This is a genomic window from Mycobacterium sp. NGS34, from assembly GCF_059812845.1.
Genome location: NZ_JCALDM010000001.1, coordinates 812,662 through 829,875 on the forward strand (window position 1 = coordinate 812,662; position 17,214 = coordinate 829,875).

General features: G+C 66.4%; 15 protein-coding genes. 5 read left to right on the forward strand and 10 right to left on the reverse strand.

Annotation, left to right across the window (positions count from 1 at the left end; genetic code table 11):
* Nucleotides 1–26: 26 nt before the first annotated feature.
* The 4 genes from AC5Y7V_RS03935 to AC5Y7V_RS03950 form a co-directional block, all read right to left on the reverse strand.
* Nucleotides 27–1,676: an Hsp70 family protein gene (locus AC5Y7V_RS03935; RefSeq protein ID WP_499878713.1), complete on the reverse strand. Its 1,650-nt coding sequence runs from the start codon at nt 1,674–1,676 to the stop codon at nt 27–29.
* 10 nt (nt 1,677–1,686) lie between these two features.
* Entirely contained in the window at nt 1,687–2,229 is a 543-nt protein-coding gene (locus tag AC5Y7V_RS03940; RefSeq protein ID WP_499878714.1) for a hypothetical protein, read from the reverse strand.
* A gap of 70 nt (nt 2,230–2,299) precedes the next feature.
* Complete coding sequence (locus AC5Y7V_RS03945; protein ID WP_499878715.1) at nt 2,300–3,487, reverse strand: sensor histidine kinase; 1,188 nt, start codon at nt 3,485–3,487, stop codon at nt 2,300–2,302.
* A gap of 1 nt (nt 3,488) precedes the next feature.
* The gene (locus AC5Y7V_RS03950; RefSeq protein WP_499878716.1) at nt 3,489–4,142 is read right to left on the reverse strand and encodes a response regulator; all 654 of its coding nucleotides are present in this window, start codon (nt 4,140–4,142) and stop codon (nt 3,489–3,491) included.
* Between the two features lie 148 nt (nt 4,143–4,290).
* Here AC5Y7V_RS03950 and AC5Y7V_RS03955 point away from each other — a divergent pair, with 148 nt between their 5' ends.
* Complete coding sequence (locus AC5Y7V_RS03955; RefSeq protein WP_499878717.1) at nt 4,291–4,614, forward strand: WhiB family transcriptional regulator; 324 nt, start codon at nt 4,291–4,293, stop codon at nt 4,612–4,614.
* On the opposite strand, the gene lipY is transcribed toward AC5Y7V_RS03955, so the two are convergent.
* Nucleotides 4,611–6,209: a triacylglycerol lipase LipY gene (lipY, locus tag AC5Y7V_RS03960; protein WP_499878718.1), complete on the reverse strand. Its 1,599-nt coding sequence runs from the start codon at nt 6,207–6,209 to the stop codon at nt 4,611–4,613. The two genes, AC5Y7V_RS03955 and lipY, sit on opposite strands and share 4 nt — an antisense overlap.
* Before the next feature lie 428 nt (nt 6,210–6,637).
* On the opposite strand from lipY, the gene AC5Y7V_RS03965 reads away from it, so the two are divergent.
* Together AC5Y7V_RS03965 and AC5Y7V_RS03970 are read left to right on the forward strand one after the other, a co-directional pair.
* Nucleotides 6,638–8,488, forward strand: a complete 1,851-nt coding sequence (locus AC5Y7V_RS03965) for a hypothetical protein (RefSeq protein ID WP_499878719.1) — start codon at nt 6,638–6,640, stop codon at nt 8,486–8,488.
* A gap of 156 nt (nt 8,489–8,644) precedes the next feature.
* A complete protein-coding gene (locus tag AC5Y7V_RS03970) occupies nt 8,645–9,097 on the forward strand; it encodes a GNAT family N-acetyltransferase (RefSeq protein WP_499878720.1) in 453 nt (150 codons plus the stop codon).
* Nucleotides 9,098–9,199: 102 nt separating this feature from the next.
* On the opposite strand, the gene AC5Y7V_RS03975 is transcribed toward AC5Y7V_RS03970, so the two are convergent.
* Complete coding sequence (locus AC5Y7V_RS03975; protein ID WP_499878721.1) at nt 9,200–10,018, reverse strand: hypothetical protein; 819 nt, start codon at nt 10,016–10,018, stop codon at nt 9,200–9,202.
* 502 nt (nt 10,019–10,520) lie between these two features.
* On the opposite strand from AC5Y7V_RS03975, the gene AC5Y7V_RS03980 reads away from it, so the two are divergent.
* The gene (locus AC5Y7V_RS03980; RefSeq protein WP_499878722.1) at nt 10,521–12,005 is read left to right on the forward strand and encodes a GNAT family N-acetyltransferase; all 1,485 of its coding nucleotides are present in this window, start codon (nt 10,521–10,523) and stop codon (nt 12,003–12,005) included.
* The gene (locus tag AC5Y7V_RS03985; RefSeq protein ID WP_499878723.1) at nt 11,978–12,430 is read left to right on the forward strand and encodes an ASCH domain-containing protein; all 453 of its coding nucleotides are present in this window, start codon (nt 11,978–11,980) and stop codon (nt 12,428–12,430) included. Before AC5Y7V_RS03980 ends, AC5Y7V_RS03985 begins: the two co-directional genes overlap by 28 nt.
* A gap of 376 nt (nt 12,431–12,806) precedes the next feature.
* Here the strand turns inward: AC5Y7V_RS03985 and AC5Y7V_RS03990 are convergent, their stop codons facing one another.
* From AC5Y7V_RS03990 to AC5Y7V_RS04005, 4 genes are all read right to left on the reverse strand, one after another.
* On the reverse strand, nt 12,807–13,409 hold the full coding sequence (locus tag AC5Y7V_RS03990; protein ID WP_499878724.1) for a hypothetical protein: 603 nt from the start codon (nt 13,407–13,409) through the stop codon (nt 12,807–12,809).
* A gap of 104 nt (nt 13,410–13,513) precedes the next feature.
* On the reverse strand, nt 13,514–13,999 hold the full coding sequence (locus tag AC5Y7V_RS03995) for a (2Fe-2S)-binding protein (RefSeq protein ID WP_499878725.1): 486 nt from the start codon (nt 13,997–13,999) through the stop codon (nt 13,514–13,516).
* The gene (locus AC5Y7V_RS04000; RefSeq protein WP_499878726.1) at nt 13,992–14,879 is read right to left on the reverse strand and encodes an FAD binding domain-containing protein; all 888 of its coding nucleotides are present in this window, start codon (nt 14,877–14,879) and stop codon (nt 13,992–13,994) included. The genes AC5Y7V_RS03995 and AC5Y7V_RS04000 overlap by 8 nt, the downstream gene beginning before the upstream one ends.
* Nucleotides 14,876–17,212, reverse strand: a complete 2,337-nt coding sequence (locus AC5Y7V_RS04005; RefSeq protein ID WP_499878727.1) for a xanthine dehydrogenase family protein molybdopterin-binding subunit — start codon at nt 17,210–17,212, stop codon at nt 14,876–14,878. Before AC5Y7V_RS04005 ends, AC5Y7V_RS04000 begins: the two co-directional genes overlap by 4 nt.
* Nucleotides 17,213–17,214: the final 2 nt, after the last annotated feature.

Genomic DNA, 17,214 nt, shown 5'->3' on the forward strand with positions numbered 1-17,214 from the left:
CGCCCGGCGGCGGCCGTGGCCTGCGGCTAACGCCCGAACGGCGGTTGCGGCAGGGGTAGCGGCAGCGGCCGTTGCCGGGTGGTCGTCGGGGCCGCGGTGGTGGTCGCCTGCGACGTCGTGGTCGGCGGGGCGCTCGTGGTGGTCGGCGCCGCCGTCGTCGTGGTCGTGCTGGGCGGCGGACTGCTGGTCGTCGTGGTCGGCGGCTGGGTCGTCGTCGACGACGACGGCGCGGGCGGCGGCGGGAGCACCGTCACGGTGGTGGTGCCGTTGGGCTCCGTGATCGTCTCCGTTTGCGACGTCTGCGGCGGCGCCGGTTCGGTGGGCGGCGTGTTGTTGGTCGGGGTGGTTTTCGGGTGGCCCAGGGTCAGCGCCAGCACCACCGCGAGCAGCACGGCCGCGGCCGCGCCGACGACACTCAGCACCAGCGCGGTGCGCTTGTACCACGGCAGCGTCGCGGCCACGGCGGCCGGGCGGCGGCTGTCGGTGTCGCCCAATCCCGTTGGCTCCCGGCCGTATTCGCCGGTCATGTCGGGTCCGACGTACGGCACCGGCTCGGCGGAGTCATCGGCGTCCGCCGACCACGCCAGGGCGGGTCCGCCGTCGACGACCTTGGCGGTCTCGACCAGTTCGGTCGGGTTTTCCACGACGGGGCTCGCGGCGGTCGCGACGCCCGCCGCGGCCTGCTGCTGGCCCAGCACCGACGCGCCGACGGCGGCGGCGAAAGCGGGCTGCGGCGCGGTGTGGATGGGCACCCGCAGCCGCTCCGACAGGCGCGCGGCGATCAGCGGGATGCCGGCGCCCCCACCGACGGCCGCCACGGCCGCCAGGTCGGGTCGTTGAATCCCGTTGCGCTGCAACGTATCTTCCACGGTGCCGAGGAATCCGTCCAGCGGTTGGGAGATGAGCTGTTCGAGTTCGGCGCGGGAAAGCCGGACGTCGCCCGCGGAAGCGCTGGTGCTCGACAGCTGCTCCTTGGCGCGGCGGCATTCGGCGAGCTGGCGCGCCTGCGCACCGATGCGCGCGGTGCCGGCCAGGTCGGTGCTGGTGGCGTCGGAGCCGCCCGAGCGCACGTAGTCGAGGATGAGCTGATCGATCCCGTCGCCGGAGAAGTCGGTGTAGCGCACCGACGGACCGATCTGGGCAAGGGTCGACCCGGCGTTGATCAACGTGACGCTGGTGCCGCTGGCGCCGAAATCGCACACCGCGACGACGCCGGCCGGAAATCCCGGGTTGGCGCGCAGCGTCGCCAGCGCGGCCGTGGCGTCGGAGATCAAGGCCGGTGCCACGCCGCCGCGGGTCAGGTCCGGCTGGGCGAAGAATTCGTCGCGCAGCGCGGCGGTCTGGGCCTCCGACCAGTACGCGGGCACCGCGACTGTGACGGGGGTGCCGTAGCCGACCGTGCGCGCCATGGCTTCGATCGCCTCGACCGTCAGCACCTCGCCCAGGTACTTCGTCCCGTCGGCCGCCACCAGCGGAGCCCGGTCCCCGACCCGCTCGACGAATCCGCGCAGCACCAGCCCGGATTCGGACAGGTTCGGGTTTTCCTCGGGCAGGCCGATTTCCGTTGGCCGGTTCTCGAACAGCGTCAGGACCGAACTGCGGACCACCGGGGCGCTGCCCGAACGGACCGCGACCAGGTTGGCCGCCCCGATCGACAGCCCGAGCGCCTCGCTCATGACGCGGACCTCACTGCGAAAGACCCGGCGGCAGCGTGACCACGGGCCCGTCGGGAATGGTGATCACGGACGGTAGCTGGGGCATGTGGTGCCGGTGCGTCGGCTGCTGCTGGGTTGGCTGGTGCGTGGGCTGCTGGGTCGGCTGTTGTGCCGGCGGCTCGCCGGCGCTGCTGCTGGGCGGCGGCGCCGACGATTCGGTGGTCGTCGGCGTCACCGTCGTCGTGGTGGTCGTCGTCGGGGTGGTGCTGCCCGTGGTGCTCGGGCTGGGGCTGGTGCCCTGGCCGCCCTGGATCAGCTCCATGAGCCCGTAGACGATCAGGGCGAGCAGGATCAGGACCGCGACAATCCAGGCGATGATCCCGACGGGTTTCCGGTACCACGGGGTGGGCTCGGGCTCCGCTTCGAAGGGATCGAGCGCCTCGGGCTGCTCGGGCTGGTCGGGCGGTGGTTCGGCGGGCGGTTCACCCGGTCCCGGGGGCCCGCCCAGGGCGCCGTAGTTCGCATACTGCGTGCGCTGGTTGTGGAAGTCGTCCGGTGGGCCGTTGGATGCCACGGCACCGATGGTACTGACACCGCTTTCGGGCCAGCTCAGGCGCGCGGACGAGACGGCCTTTCGCCGGCGCTCAGTCGGCTCCGGCGGGCGCGGTCACCGACGCCCGCGTCCCGTCGCCCGTCGTCGACGTGAGCTTCATCGATCCGCCCATCGCGTCGATGCGGACGGCCAGCGAGGCCAGTCCGATGTGGCCGTCGGCCACGCATCGATCCAGTACGGCCGGATCGAAGCCGATTCCGTCGTCGACGACGCTCAGCGTTATGGCGTCGCCCGCGCGGGTGAGGCGAACCTTGACGGTGCTCGCTTGCGCGTGCTTGTTGGCGTTGGCGAGCAGTTCGCGTGCCGCCCGATAAAGCAGGGACTGCGACCGCGGCCGGCCGACCTCCTCGAGATCGGCTTCGATGGCGAAGTTCCCGCGGTGCTCGTAGGCGCGAATCAGCTCACGCAGCGCGGCGGTGAGGCCCACCTCGGTGAGCACCTGCGGATGCAGTGCGGTGACCGTGCCGCGCAGCTGGGTCGCCGTGTCCTGCACCGCCCGGTAGGCGGCCTCCAGCCCCGCATCGGTGTAGCGTTCGCGGGCCTCCTCGAGTTCGAGTCGCGCCGCCAGCAGATCTTGCAGCGGTCCGTCGTGCAGGTGCTCGGCCAGCGCCCGGGCGTTGCGCTCGTCGGCGCGCATCGACTCCGTGACAAGCGTGCGGCGCATCTCGAGCAATGCGGCCACCCGCGCCGCGGCGCGCGTCAGGAAATAACACAGCGCGGTCATCGCGGCCGCCAACCACAACAGCAAACCGAAATGGGTGTACACCACGCTGGGGAGCTCGACGCTGTCGTCACGCTTGGAGTAGACAAACCACACACCGAGATACCCGACGGCGGTGCAGATTCCAACCGTGGCCGCCAGCGCGGGGCGATCCTGGAACGCCACCGAGATGGGCAGCAGGAAGAACACCGGCAGCAACGCTACGGTGGCCCCACCCGATACGACGCACAGCGCCACCACGGTCAGCACGTCGATGCCCGTCGACACCCAGCCGGCCCACGGCGGCACCGGGCCGCGCAGCACCACCACCACCCACACCAGCGCGGCCACGCTGTAGGCGGCGAGGATCACCGCGTAAGCCAGCGGCAACCAGTGCTCGACCTCCCACACCGAGACCAACAGGACGATCAAACCGATCAGCGGCAAGCGCAGAAACGCCGACAAGCGGACGGGCTCGGCCGCTACGAAGTCGACCAGATGAGCCAGCGAGCGGCCCATGCTATTCCAGCAACCCGCGTCGCATCGCGGCGGCGACGGCCGCGGCGCGATCACTGACGCCGAGTTTCTCGTACAAGCGCTGGACGTGGGTTTTGACCGTGGACGGCGCCAGGTACAGCTCCGACGCGATCGCGGGAATGCTCAGGCCCTGGGCGATGAAATTCAGGACCTCGCGTTCGCGTGGGCTGAGCGCCGGGGCCTGGGCTTCGCCGCGGCGGCGGATCTCCGCGGCCAGGCCGGCAGCAAGCGCCGCGGGCACGACGTCGCGGCCCTCGGCGCAGTCGAGCACGCCCTGCACGATCTCGGTTTTCGTCGATTCCTTGGGCAGGAATCCCGCGGCGCCCTCCGCCAGGGCCTGGAAGACGATCGCCGACTCGTCGTGCGCCGACAGCAGCAGCACCCGGGTGGGCAGCTCGTCACCCCGTACCGCGGCCGCGACCTTCGCGCCGTCCATCCCGGGCATCCGGTAATCCAGCAGCGCGACGTCCGGCAGATGCGTCTTGATCAGGGCCAAGGCGGCGATACCGTCGTCGGCCTCGGCCACCACGTCCACTTCGCCGCTCGACGTCAGCGCGCGCACCACTCCGTCGCGAAACAGCGGGTGATCGTCGCCCACGACCACACGCACTTTCCCGGTCGTTGCCCGGCCGACCATGCCGCCCAGTGTCACACACGGGTTGCCGCCGTTTCCCCCAATCGGGGGACGCGGGATTCATCCCACGCGCCGACCCGTCGGCGGACAGACAGCGCCGAAACTGCCCGGGATAGTCATTTGCGGGGGTGGAACCGACAGAAGGATCCACGTGTCCAACATCAGGGATGTAACCATCGCCTCTGTCGCAGGGGTGTCCGACGCCCGGGTCGAATGGGTGTCAAAGGCGCTGTGCCGCACCACCGATCCCGACGAACTCTTCGTTCGCGGGGCGGCGCAACGGAAAGCGGCCGCCATTTGCCGGCACTGCCCGGTTGCCGCCGAGTGCCTCGCCGACGCGCTCGACAACCACATGGAGTTCGGCGTGTGGGGCGGCATGACCGAGCGCCAGCGGCGGGCGTTGCTCAAGCAGCACCCGGAGGTGGGCTCCTGGTCGGAGTACCTCGCTCGGCGTAAGCGCCGCAGGACGGGCTAGGCGGTTAGGCCGAGTTCCTGGTCGATCTGCGCCCAGTACTGCGGACCGTCCAATGTGAGGATGATCCAGTCGTGAATTTGGCCGTTGGCCAGCACGAAGTTGAACGGTGCGTTCGCCAGGGCGGCGTTGTGCTGCAGGACAAGCACGTCGGGCGACAGCGAGTCCAGGTTGCCGGTGTAGACGTATGTCGGCGGGAGCCCGTGAAGTACCGCAGATGACGCATAAAGCGGGCTCACCATGGGATCGGTAACCGATAGGCCGCCCGCCCACTCCTTGCCGATCTGGATTCCGGGCGCGACGGGCAGCAGCGGGTCCTGGACGAACGCGATGTTCGGGTTGCTGAACGTGACGTCCAGCCACGGGGACAGCAGGACCATCGAGGTTGGCATGGCGGCATTCGGATTCTGGGCCAACGTGTATTCGAGGGCCGCGAGTGCCAGGTTGCCGCCGGCGGAGTCGCCGGTCACGCTGACATGCCCGGGGTGTGCGGCGACCTGCGAGTTGATGAAGCCGGCCATGTTGGGCACCACGGTGCCGGCGGTGCCGCCCTGCTGCAGCAGCGGGTAGATCGGCACCTCGATGGTCGCGCCGGTCTGGTAGGCCATCACCGTGTAGTCGAGCCAGTGGAAGATCGACGGCGCGAAGATGAACGCGCCGCCGTGGATGGCCACCACGTAGTCGCCGTTGGGATGGGCCGGCGTGATCTGAATGACGCTCATCCCGTTGTAGGTGGTGTGCTGCACCGTTTCCCCGAGGAGCAGCGGCAACAACCGCGGCGGGGTGTTGGACAGGCCTATCCCAAGTAGCGGGTTGTCGCCCGTGAACAGCTGCAGGAAGGGCGAATTCGGGGCCGAAAGCTGAGCTTCCAGACCGGGGAAGAAGCCCAGCAGCGGCTTCACCGGGTACAGCGCGGCCTCTTCGAATCGGGTGGCCAGGGACGGTCCGCCGGTGTAGGTCCCCGTCTGCGTCGCCGAGAAGGGCGGATTGGCCGGCGCCCCGAAGATGGTGCCGAAGACCGTGTTGGCGACGTGGTTGAATTCGCTTTCGACTGCCTGGACGAATTCACCCGGCAGGCTCTCCAGCGCCTGCTCCCACGAGCCCAGCTGCGCGACGGTTGCCGACGCGCTGGCGTGATATCCGCCCATCGCGGCGACGTCCTGGGCCCACATCCGCTCGTAGTCGGCCTCGGCGGCCGCGATCGCCGGGGCGTTCTGACCGAACAGGTTCGAGAGCACCAGCGACACCAGCTGGCCACGATTGGCCGTTATCACTCCGGGGTCCACGATGGTCGCCAGCGCGGACTCGTACGCGACGGCGGCCGCGCGAGCCTGGGCCGCCGACTGTTCGGCTTGCGCGGCCGCCCCGCCCAGCCAGTTCACGTAGCGGGCGGCCGCGCTCGTCATGGACGCCGACGCGGGGCCCTGCCACGCCTGGCCGGCGAGGTCTGAGGTCAACGAGCTGAACGCGGTGGCCGCCGAACTCAATTCGGAGCCGACGCCGTCCCAGGCCGCCGCCGCCTCCAGCATCGGCCCCGGGCCCGGGCCGTCAAGCAGCAGTATCGAATTCACCTCGGGCGGCCACACCGTAAAGCTCATTACCGCTCCCCTCGATCAACGCTGATCAACCCCACTGCAGCAACGTACATCCTGCAATCCGCTCACAGGCGGGAACGCCCAGGGTGGCGAACGGGTACCCAGCGCGGACCGAATTCAGTCCACCGACTTCGGCCGCGCTCTCACGCGCTCAGAACGTGTTGACCTTCTCCACGCTGACGAACCGTCAAGGGTGTTTGTACCGACAAGCTGTGTTGAGCGCATTGATAGCCTGCTGCTCAGAGCGTTGGTTGTGTTGATGAATAAAAGTTGTTGTCAGCTCTACTGCGGACGATCTGCGGACGGCATGACTTCAGCTGAACCAACCGCAGTTCCGATCAGCAAAGCAGACTGTCGTACCTGAGATTTACGATCGCGTCATGTCTCGAATTGGTGGATTCCCGCAGGGTCGCCAGTGCGACCCCGAGGAGATGCCCGCGCTGATCGATGAGTTACGCGGCCTGATGGCCGGTCGCGACCTCACCCAGCTCATCAACTCGGTGGTGGTACCGGCGATGATGGTCGCGTTCACCGGCGAAGAGAGCCTCGCCGATGGAGACGTCACATCGGCGTGGGCCGGCAAAGCTGAGTACCTCGTGGGCGTCGCGCTGTCCGTGGATCCTGGCGACGCGGATACCCCGTCCGATGTAACGCAACGAGTGAGCCAGCTGGTCAGCGACATCTTCGAAGCGGACCAATTGCGCATCATCACCGCGTCCCTAGAGAGCGCCAACACCGACGACGCGGACCGTGATCTTCTGCTGCAGCAGCTGAAGCTGGAGTATCAAGCTGACCGGATGCCCGGGTACGCGGTGCACCTCGAACGAGTCGATGCTGAGGTGTTCGGACGGCATCGCGATTATTACGTGAACGGACTCGGTTTCGACCCCGCGGATGTCATCCGGGCGACTCGGCTGCACACCCGCTGGGTCAACCAGACCTTCACATCGGGGATCGATGCATTGACCGACGCGCTGAACAGCGGCGCGCCGAATCCCGAGGCGGGTGCGGCGTGGCTCAAGGCGCTCAACGCGGCCACGCTGTGGGATCCCGACGACGTAGCCGCCAGCACCGGCATCGCCGTGGAGCAGATCACCGCGATGTTGGACTTCTTCTCGACGGATTACGGCTGTCAACCGGAGTTTCGCGCACCCGGCGATTCGAACCGGGCACGTACCCATCCCTGCATCAAGCTTGACGACGGCATGTACCTCGTTCCGGACCCGTGGTCGCTGTCGGCCGTGATCCACCAACGCCTCGCCGTCGAGCCCAAAAGCAGCGTGTTCGACCCGCAGAAGTACTACAAGCACCGGCAGGACGCACACGAGCGCTTGGTCGCCGGGGCGTTGCAGACCGTATTCGGGACCTCGAACGTCCATTCGGCACAGCACTACGATCTCGCTTCCGACCAGCATGGCGAAATCGATACTCTCGCCTGTGCTGAGTGGCCCCTGGTTGTCGAAGCCAAGGCGATCGCACTGACTGAGTCCGGCCGGCGTGGCGCCCCCGGCCGAGTCGACACGAAGCTGAAAGCGATCCTCGGCGAGGCGCTCGACCAGACCGATCGCGCTCTGACATACATCCTCGATGAAGACGGGAGATCTTTCGCACCCACCGAGAATGGGCGGCCGGTCGAGCTGCTCTCGGACGACGTGCCAGGCGGCACCGCGGTCATCGTCACGTTCGAGCGCATAGACCCGTTCGCGTCGGGTGGACTGGCAGTGGCTAGAGATGTCAATAGGCCGACCTGGGTCGTATCCCTGACGGATCTGCTGATGGTCGCCGACATCCTTACGGATCCGGCGGCGTTTCACCACTATGCGCGGACGCGGGCGGGCATGCACGAGGCGATGGCCTCGGTAGCGGCCGAGGCAGACGCGCTCGGCGCCTACCTCGTGGATCGCCTCCGTATCGTCCACAATTCAACGTACGAGGAAGCAGCACGAGTCTTCATCGGATATTCGTGCGGCGCGCTCAATGACTTCTACACGCGGCAACAATTTGGCCTGGAGGCGCGCAAGCCCAGCACGGAGGTGCCTGACGAGGTCGCTAGTGCATTGGCGACGGCGCTCCAGCAGCCCGGATGGACGCTGTGTGTCGATGCGGTGATGGCGGCAGACTCCTCCGTTTGGAAGAAGTGGAAACGGTTCCGGGCCAAACACACCCGCGGGGGGACCTTCGGCCTCAATGATCAGGTATCTCTCGTCGCGCTGGCAGATGGGGGCTCGTCATTGGAACGCGTCGGTGAGTCGATCAGACTCAACATCCACGCTCGTCGCTGAAAGCGTCTGTACCCCAGGCATCCACGCGGTGGCGCGGTCGAATTGGGCTGCGCCACTTTTGAACTGGTCGTGCTACATCGCTTCGATGACTAGCGGCGGTCACGCTGCTACTGCCAGATCCCGTGGTCGAGTAACCATTCCAGAGGCGAGTCCGTAGTGACACTAGAGTTCATCGACCACCGGCGAGGCACCGCGGACCAGTACTCGTGGCTCCCGCCGTTCGACTGGTCCATCGTTTACGAGAACGAACGGTGGTGGGACGAGGTCCGGTCCTACGTTGACCAGCCGTGGTTCGTGCAGGTGTTGGTGGACGGTGTCGAGGTTGCCCGCGTCGAGCTGGATGACCCGGGCGGTATCAATCCGGAATACACCGCGGTGCCGGCGATCGGCTCCGAACGTTTGGAGATTCAGTTCATCGAGGTGGCCAGCGAAACGCAGGGGCGTGGTGTTGGTACCCGGGTAGTGCGCGCCCTTCAGGAGCGGCACGCCGAGCGACGACTCTTCGCGTACAGCGAAGGGGCGGACAGCTTTTGGACGGCGCTGGGCTGGGAGCGGTTCGACCACGCCGACAGATTTCACCGGCCGCTGTTCATCCAGCCTGTGCGGTAGAGCTCTGCGGTGGCGCAGAGCCGGCCCCCCGTGTTCGTCGGCCCGACAGATCGAGGCATCGGTGCTCAGCCTGTGGTGACCGCCAACATCGTCACCGTGGTCTTATTTGGGGGCCGGTAACGACTCCGATGGGGGGATCTTAGCGACTATACGATTTCCATCAATACGAAACCAGTATGAGTCAACGTAGTCCCATTCCCACATCGCGTCCCGCGCTGGCGCGGCGGTTGTGATGAATCCGCCGTTCCCCCCGACTTCAAGAGTGTCGGACGCTCCATTGACGACAACATCGAAGTAGATCTTCCAACGATAGGTTGCTTTGGCAGCCGTAGCGGACACCCTGAATAACTCAGTCTCACCTTTAGCCAGAGTGAAGCCAAATGGTGCCTTCGGGTCGGATTTGTAGTCAACCGTGGGCGGGGTCGCGTCAAGATTGACTGCGATGCCTCGCCGCTCGGCCATGCCCTGACTCTGGCATTCCGCCGCAATCCCGTTCATTGGTGGCGAGGTATCGGTAACCCTCACTCGCATGTTTTGAATTAGAACGGGTTTGTCGCTTGCGCCTTGGGCGGCGATCTCCACTAGAGTTTCACCGGCGTCTACACCATGGTTGTCGACCGCCCACGAATGGAAACCTTCACATCCCACAGCCATGTGCTCGGTCGGTGCGCCACGCGTTCGGACAGTCGAAGGAATCACGACCGGCCTGCTGTATGTATTCACGCCGCTCATCTTGCTCGGATCGGTTTCGACGGACAGTTTGATTGCGTCGCTGGGGTGTAACTCAGCTTCGCGCAGGTAATTGACTGTCCATGTGACCCCAGCTCCTACCACCGCAGTGAGGACAGTGGTTCCTATGATGCCCGGCACTGTTAGCAGCTTCCGCCGCCACCCTGACTTTGAGTTGGTTTCGTTGTCCACGGCCCTTGCCACCCGATTTAACTAACGAAACCGAAACTATACTCGACTATCAGCTGGTCGGGGGCCCCTTCCTTCGGGACGCGTGCTGACGGTGGCGTCGCGCCATCAGGCGATGAGATTCCGCCAGGCACTATCGTGCTGGCTCACGTAGTTGCCCGATCAATCTCCATTGAAGGCCAAGGCTGGAACAAAACTCGGACAGTCATTTGAGACACTTTGGGTGAGACGAACTTTCGAGACATTGCCAACTGGCAGAACGCGACATCTGATAATGCACCGATCGCTGTCTCATATGAGGTCTTTTTTGAGACACTTCCGGGGATAACGGACGGTTACCGCAGAACGTCACCGTAATGAGTTCTCCGACGCCTCAAGCGCGACCGCAGTCGTGACCGTCCAGGCAATGGTCACCACTATATTCCGAAATGACTTCGCTTTGGTTATGGCAGCGTCCATGCTCCCCCCAGCGCGTAATGCTTTGACTGCGCGAGAGGAGGCTAGCGTGGTATCGGCTGCCGCCCTGCGCGTTCTCATCGATACGAACATCCTTATCGCGGCAGAAAGTACCGCTGACTCTCCCCACGTCAATGGCAAGTTAGCTCGCGAGTTCTACAGATTGGCGACTGGGCTGAGCCACACACTGTGCCTAGCTGCCGGGGTGATAGACGACATCGAGCGGCACGTCGACGAGGAACACAAGCGGCTTCGGCGAAATCAGTTGGAGCGCTACCACATCCTCAATCCCATCGACATCCCTGTGGGCTTTCAGGCCCGAGCAAGTTATCCGCCGCAAATCAGTCGCCAAAGCAAAGTCGACATGACTCTGCTATTAGCTCTCGAACGTGGAGCGGCCGCCTGGCTGGTGACAGAGGACCAGCGGATTCTTCCACATGCGAAGGCGCTGGGACTCGAGGACAGGGTGTTCTCGCTCCGGGACGCGGTTGACGTCCTCGCCCGTCAGCGCCAACAACCAATCACTGTTCCCGCTGTGCAAACGATCACGGGCTACGAACTTGACCCCGCTGATGCAATATTCGATGACTTTGCGGCGGAGTACAACATTCGCCGGTGGTTGCGCGAGAAGGTCGCCAAAGAAGCTCGGCCATGTCTGGTGATGCGAAGCTCTGACGGTCCGCTCGACGCAGTGGTCATTCTCAAGGAGGAGCTCGACGACCGATGGGGCCTGACGGGCCGCGTATTGAAGATCTGCACCTTCAAGGTTGCTGAAGCCGCACGCGGGGTCAAGCGCGGCGAATTACTCCTCTGGGCGATCTTTGAACACGCTCGGACAAACGGCTTCGATTCGGTATTTGTTGAGGTATTCGATGATGAGGTTGAGATAGTCCAGCTATTCGAAAGCTTTGGGTTCACTCAACGCGGCAACACCGGGCGAGCCGGGGAGGTCGTCCTTGGGAAGTCACTGCATCCCGACACCGTCGAAACGAACATCGGGCCGCTCGAGTTCAATATCGCCTACGGTCCGGGAGCGGTCCAGCCCGATCGCGTTTTCGTCGTGCCGATCCTGCCACACTGGCATCGGGACCTTTTCCCTGTCGCCGATGACTCTGGACAGCTGAGCCTCTATCAGGGAGTGACCGACCAAGGAAATGCGATCAGGAAAGCGTATGTGTGCCAGTCCGGCTGCCGACAACTAAAGCCTGGCGACACCTTGCTATTCCTGCGCACTCGGGAACATCAGATGGTCAACGTGGTTGGAGTAGTCGAGGCGACGTTAAGGTCGTCCGACCCGACCGCAGTGCTCGCGTTCACTGGGCGACGCACTGTGTACAAGCCCGCCGACATAGATGAGATGTGCTCAAGGCGGGAAGTTTTGGCGATCCGGTTTCGACTTGATCGAGTTCTCGACACGCCGATAACACCGGATGAACTGATTGGGCGAGGAGTGATGGCACGCTCTCCGCAGAGCATTCAACAAGTAAGGGACGAAAGTGCACTCGAATGGCTGAAGTTCCTGTTAGCCGAATAGCCCTACTGTCAGTGCATCCCGAGTACGCCGCGGCACTTATCGGCGGTACGAAGATGGTCGAGTTCCGGAAGCGGCGGCTCGCCCCTGATGTCACCCACGTTGCCATTTATGCGACTCAGCCCATCGGGAGAGTTGTCGCGATTTTCTCCATCGACGAACAGGTGTCGGACACTCCACGCCGTCTATGGCAAAGGTTTCGGCACGTCGCGGGGATCTCAAGAGCCAAGTTCTTGGAGTACTTCGCCGGTTACTCAAGTGGTGTAGGCATCCAAGTCGGTCGGCTGGCCGGTATCGACCACGTGACGCTTGAAGATGCTTTCGGCATCAGCCGACCACCGCAAGGAGTTCAGTACTTCTCGAAGGCCCTGCCGTCCCTAACCAGTGCACTGCCGGTAGCGTTCGTTCAGTCCATGGCGCACAGGTGATCCCGGGCAAAGCGCAGACCGCCGACGGCGAGAGTGCCGACGGCCAAAGCACGACGGTCGGTCCTTCATCGCATGGTCGTATCCTTGCTGTCACCACTGGCCGGGCCTGGCTCTCGCGTGAGGTGTCAAGAGCAGGGGTGCACACACGCGGCAGAATAGTCTGCTAAGCCTTGATGGCCGGCGGGGTCAACGTCGAGGCGGTTCAGCGAATGCTTTGGCACGCCGAGGCCTCGATGACGGCAGACGTGTATGCGGACCCGTTCGATGACGGGTTGGACGGCGTCGCCAACAGCCTGGATGCTGCGATCAAATCCGCTGCGGACTCTCTGCGGACGAGGTCGGCCCAGTAATCCGCTTTACCTGGGCTTTCAGGCGCTCAGAACGTGTTGACCTTCTCCACGCTGACGAACATGCCGTGCTTCGTGCGGTCGTTGGTGAATCGGGTGCCCTGCTCGGTGGCGACGATCGTCCAGCCCTGCGCGGCGTAGGTCTTGTAGTCGATGGTGACGGTCGGGATGGCGCCCAGGTTGCCCAGGACCCACTGCACGTTGCCGCCGGAACTGATGCTGACGCCGTTGGCGTGCTCACCGTCCTGCAGCGGGGAGTTGGTGAACGGCGCCTCGCAGCCGACGGTCTCCTTGTTGATCTGGCAGCGGGTCACGCCGGACTTGGTCTCGATGAAGACGTAGCCGTTGTGGTCGGGCGGCAGCGGGATCACCCCGGCCGGTGGCGTGGTCGGGCTGGACGGCCCGGTGGGGCCGGTCGACGGGGCGGGGCTGCTGCTGGTCGGCGCCGGCGTCGCCGTGGTCGGCCGCGGCGTGGGGAAGGTGGGCTCGGTCGGCCCGGCCCCGGGGGTGGCGATCGGCTTGCCGTCGACGAGCGTGCTGCAGCCCGAAACCACCGCGGGTGCGGCCAGGACGGCCGATAACAGCAGCGAGCCGCCGGCCAGCCTTCGCCGCGCCTTTTGCGATAACTGCACCCGCCGCTCCCCGAAAGTCTTCGATTTCAGCGCTTAGAGTACGCAAGAAGCGGCGAAAGTTACTGCAACCAGGCCGTTATCGATGCAGAGCCGATGGCGCGGGTTTACCGGTGCGTGACCGACTCGATCTCGGCCGCCCGCCGGGCCGCGGCGACGATGCCCTGGTAACCCGTGCAGCGGCAGAAGTTCCCGGACAGGGCCTCGCGGATCTCGTCGTCGGTGGGGTTGGGGTTGTCGCGCAGCAGCGCGGTCAGCGTGGTCACGAAACCCGGCGTGCAGAAGCCGCATTGCAGCCCGTGGCACTCCCGCAGCGCGGCCTGCACCGGCGACAGGGTGCCGTCGGGCGACGCGATGCCCTCGACGGTCGTCACCTCCGTGCCGTCCGCCTGGACCGCGAACATCAGGCAGGAGCGCACGGCGTCGCCGTCCACCAGCACCGTGCACGCGCCGCAGGCGCCGTGCTCGCAGCCGAGGTGGGTGCCGGTGAGCCCGCACCGCTCCCGCAGGAAGTCCGCCAGCGTCATGCGCGGTTCGACGCTGGCCGCGACCGGAGTCTCGTTGACCGACAACTGAACCGGTTGTTCACCCATTGCTTGCTCCCGCCACTGCTTCCTCGATGGCTTGCGTCCAGGCGCGCGCGACCATGGTGGCGCCCACCCGGGTGCGGTACGACGCGGACCCTTGCAGGTCGGTCGGCACCTCGTCGAGGCCGGTCATCGCGGCCCGGCCGATCTCCTCGGGCACCAGCTCGCCGATCGGCTTGCCGAGGACCGCGGCCTCGGCCGCCGTCGCGCGCCCGACCGTGGGACCCAGGCCCAGCAGCCCGATCCCGCAGCGGGACACCCGGTCGTCGTCGTCGAGCCGGACCGCCACCAACGCGCCCGCGATCGCGAAATCGCCGTGGCGACGGGCGAATTCGTGCACGGAAAACCCGGACCTGCCGTCCCACACCGGGAACCGGACGCCGGTCAGCACCTCGTCCGGTTCCATCGTGGTCTCCCACAGGCCGGCGAAGAAGTCCGCGGCGGCGATCTCGCGGCGCCCGCGCGGCGAGAGGACCTCCATCACCGCGTCCAGCGCCAGCGCGGCCGCCGGGTATTCGCCCGCGGCGTCGGCGTGGGCGATCGACCCGCCGAGGGTGCCGCGGTTGCGGATCTGGAAGTGCCCGACGAACGGTGTCGCCCTGGTCAGCAGCGGAACATCTTGGCGCACTTGGGTATCCGAGCCGACGGTGGACTCGGTGGTTCCGGCGCCGATCCACAACTCGTCGCCACGGCGCTCGATGCCCCGCAGCTCGCCCAGCCGGGAAATGTCGATGAGATGGTCGAAGTAGGCCAACCGCATCGCGAGCATCGGGACCAGGCTCTGACCGCCCGCGATGATCTTCGCGTCGTCGCCCAGCTCGGACAATAGTGCGACGGCGTCGCCGACGGTGTCGGGGCGGTGGTAATCGAACGAGGCGGGCTTCACCGTTTCACCTCGCTCAACAGCGCCGCGATCGACGCCGGGCTGGCGGGCAGCCGGGTGACCGCCACGCCGAGCGGCGCGAGCGCGTCGTTGATCGCGTTGATCACCGCCGGCACCGAGCCGATGGCCCCGCCCTCACCGGCGCCCTTGTAGCCGCCGGGCCCCGGGCCGGGTATCTCGACGTGGCCGAACTCGATCGGCGGGACCTCGGTGGCCGTCGGCAGCAGGTAGTCGACGAATGTCGTTGCCAGCGGGTTGCCGTCGTCGTCGTAGGCGAGGTCCTCCATCAGCGCGCCGCCGATGCCCTGCACCGTCCCGCCGGCGATCTGGCCCTCCACGATGTTCGGGTTGATCATCGGTCCGACGTCCTCGCTGACGATGTAGCGCAGCAGGGTCACCTTGCCCGTCGCCACGTCCACCTCGCAGGTGCAGGCGTGGGTCGCGTTGGACCACAGGATCGGGGCCTTGGCGACGTAGCGCGCGGTGGCCTCCAGCTCGGGCGACGTCCCCGGCGGCAGCGCCTGCGGCGAGTAGTACGAAAGGTAGGCCAGCTCGGCGAACGTCACCTGCTTCGACGCGTCGCCGCGCACGGCCGCGGCCGAATTTGCCAGCACCACTTCGGATTCGGGCACCTTCAGCTGGTGTGCGGCCAGCGCGACGATCTTGGCGCGCAGGATGGCGCCGGCCTCCGCGACGGCCCCGGCGGTCATCGGGCCGCTGCGGCTGCCCTGCGTCCCGGCGCCGTACGGCGTGATCGCGGTGTCGCCCTGGATGGTGGCGACGTCGTCGATGTCGGCTCCCAGCGCGTCGGCGGTCAGCTGAATGACGGTGGTTTCCACGCTGTTTCCGCTGGAGCCGCCGTTGACGTAGACGTTGATCGTGCCCGTCGGCTCCATCCGGATGGTGCAGCCCTCGGTGGCCAGGTGGCCGGTCGCCGCGCCGGTCGGCTCGATGTACGCCGAGAACCCCAGCCCCAGGTAGCGGCCCTGCGCCAGCGCCTCGCGCTGCTCCTTGCGAAAGCCTTCGTGGTCAAGGAGTTTCACCGCTTGCTCGAACGTCTCGTTGGGGGCGACGTGGTCGTACGGCATGCCGTTGGGGTTGAAGTACGGCATCTCGTCGCGGCGCAGCAGGTTGCGCCGGCGCAGTTCGACCGGGTCCATGCCCATCTTGCGCGCGGCGATGTCGAGCAGGATTTCGCGAGCCAGCGTCTCGTACTGCCACGGGCCGCGGTAGGCGGCCAGCCCGCTGGTGTTGGTGAACACGGTCTTGTAGTTGAAGCTGGCCTTGGGCACCCGGTAGGGCCCGGGGAAGAACATGCCAATGGCGGCCGTGGTCAGCACCGGGTACGGCGTCGGGTAGGCGCCGACGTCCTGGACGAAGTCGATGTCGGCGGCGACGATGTTGCCGTCCCCGTCGAACGCGATGCGGCCCGTGCCGTCGACGTGCCGGGCCTGGCCGGCCGACATCAGGTTCTCGCGCCGGTCCTCGATCCACTTCAGCGCCGCCGGCACCTTGCGGGCGGCCAGCATGATGCACATGTCCTCGCGCATCGGGACGACCTTCTGGCCGAAGCCGCCGCCGGTGTCGCGCATGATGACCCGAACCCGTTGCGCCGCAATGCCCAACAGGCGCGCGCAGAACGCCCGCAGCTCGTGCGGGGTCTGCGTGGACGCCCACAGGGTGAGCTCCCCGGACGCCGCCTCCCATTCGACCACCAGCCCGCGGGTCTCGATCGGCACGGGCGCGTAAATCTGTTGGTAGATGTCCTCTTTCACCACGCACGCCGCCGCCGCGAAAACCTCTTCGTCCGGCGGGGCGCCGCCCATCCCGCCCGCGACGTTGTGCGCGTAGGCGTCGTGCACCAGCACATCGGAGGACTGCGCGCGGGCCAGGTCGGTGATCGCGGGCAGCGGCTCGTAGTCCACGTCGACCAGTTCCAGCGCGTCCTCGGCGATGTAGCGGCTTTCGGCGACGATCAGCGCGACCGGGTCGCCGACGAATTTCACCTCGCCCTCGGCCAGCGGCGGGCGTGGGGTGTCCGGCACGTCCTTGCCCGCCACGGCGTGCCACGCCTCCTTGACGTCGGGATTGAGGTCGGCGGCGGTGAACACCGCGCGCACGCCGGGCAACGCCAGCGCCGCCGTCGCGTCGATGCCGTTGATCGTGGCGCGCGCGAACGGGCTGCGCACGAAGCAGGCGTGCAGCATGCCGGGCCGCGAGATGTCGTCGACGAACCCGCCGCGGCCGGTCAGCAGCCGGAGGTCCTCCACGCGCTGCACCCGGGTGCCGGCGTATCGAGGGGTCGTGGCCGTCGCCCCCTGCGCTTCTTGAGTCATTG

Bases quoted from the DNA above. Each gene is read 5' to 3' on its own strand.
- AC5Y7V_RS03985 (WP_499878723.1), top strand. From the start codon at position 11,978: ATGGCTGAAGTTCCTGTTAGCCGAATAGCCCTACTGTCAGTGCATCCC.
- lipY (WP_499878718.1), bottom strand. From the start codon at position 6,209: ATGAGCTTTACGGTGTGGCCGCCCGAGGTGAATTCGATACTGCTGCTT.
- AC5Y7V_RS03995 (WP_499878725.1), bottom strand. From the start codon at position 13,999: ATGGGTGAACAACCGGTTCAGTTGTCGGTCAACGAGACTCCGGTCGCG.
- AC5Y7V_RS03935 (WP_499878713.1), bottom strand. From the start codon at position 1,676: ATGAGCGAGGCGCTCGGGCTGTCGATCGGGGCGGCCAACCTGGTCGCG.
- AC5Y7V_RS03945 (WP_499878715.1), bottom strand. From the start codon at position 3,487: ATGGGCCGCTCGCTGGCTCATCTGGTCGACTTCGTAGCGGCCGAGCCC.
- AC5Y7V_RS03965 (WP_499878719.1), top strand. From the start codon at position 6,638: ATGCCCGCGCTGATCGATGAGTTACGCGGCCTGATGGCCGGTCGCGAC.
- AC5Y7V_RS03950 (WP_499878716.1), bottom strand. From the start codon at position 4,142: ATGGTCGGCCGGGCAACGACCGGGAAAGTGCGTGTGGTCGTGGGCGAC.
- AC5Y7V_RS04005 (WP_499878727.1), bottom strand. From the start codon at position 17,212: ATGACTCAAGAAGCGCAGGGGGCGACGGCCACGACCCCTCGATACGCC.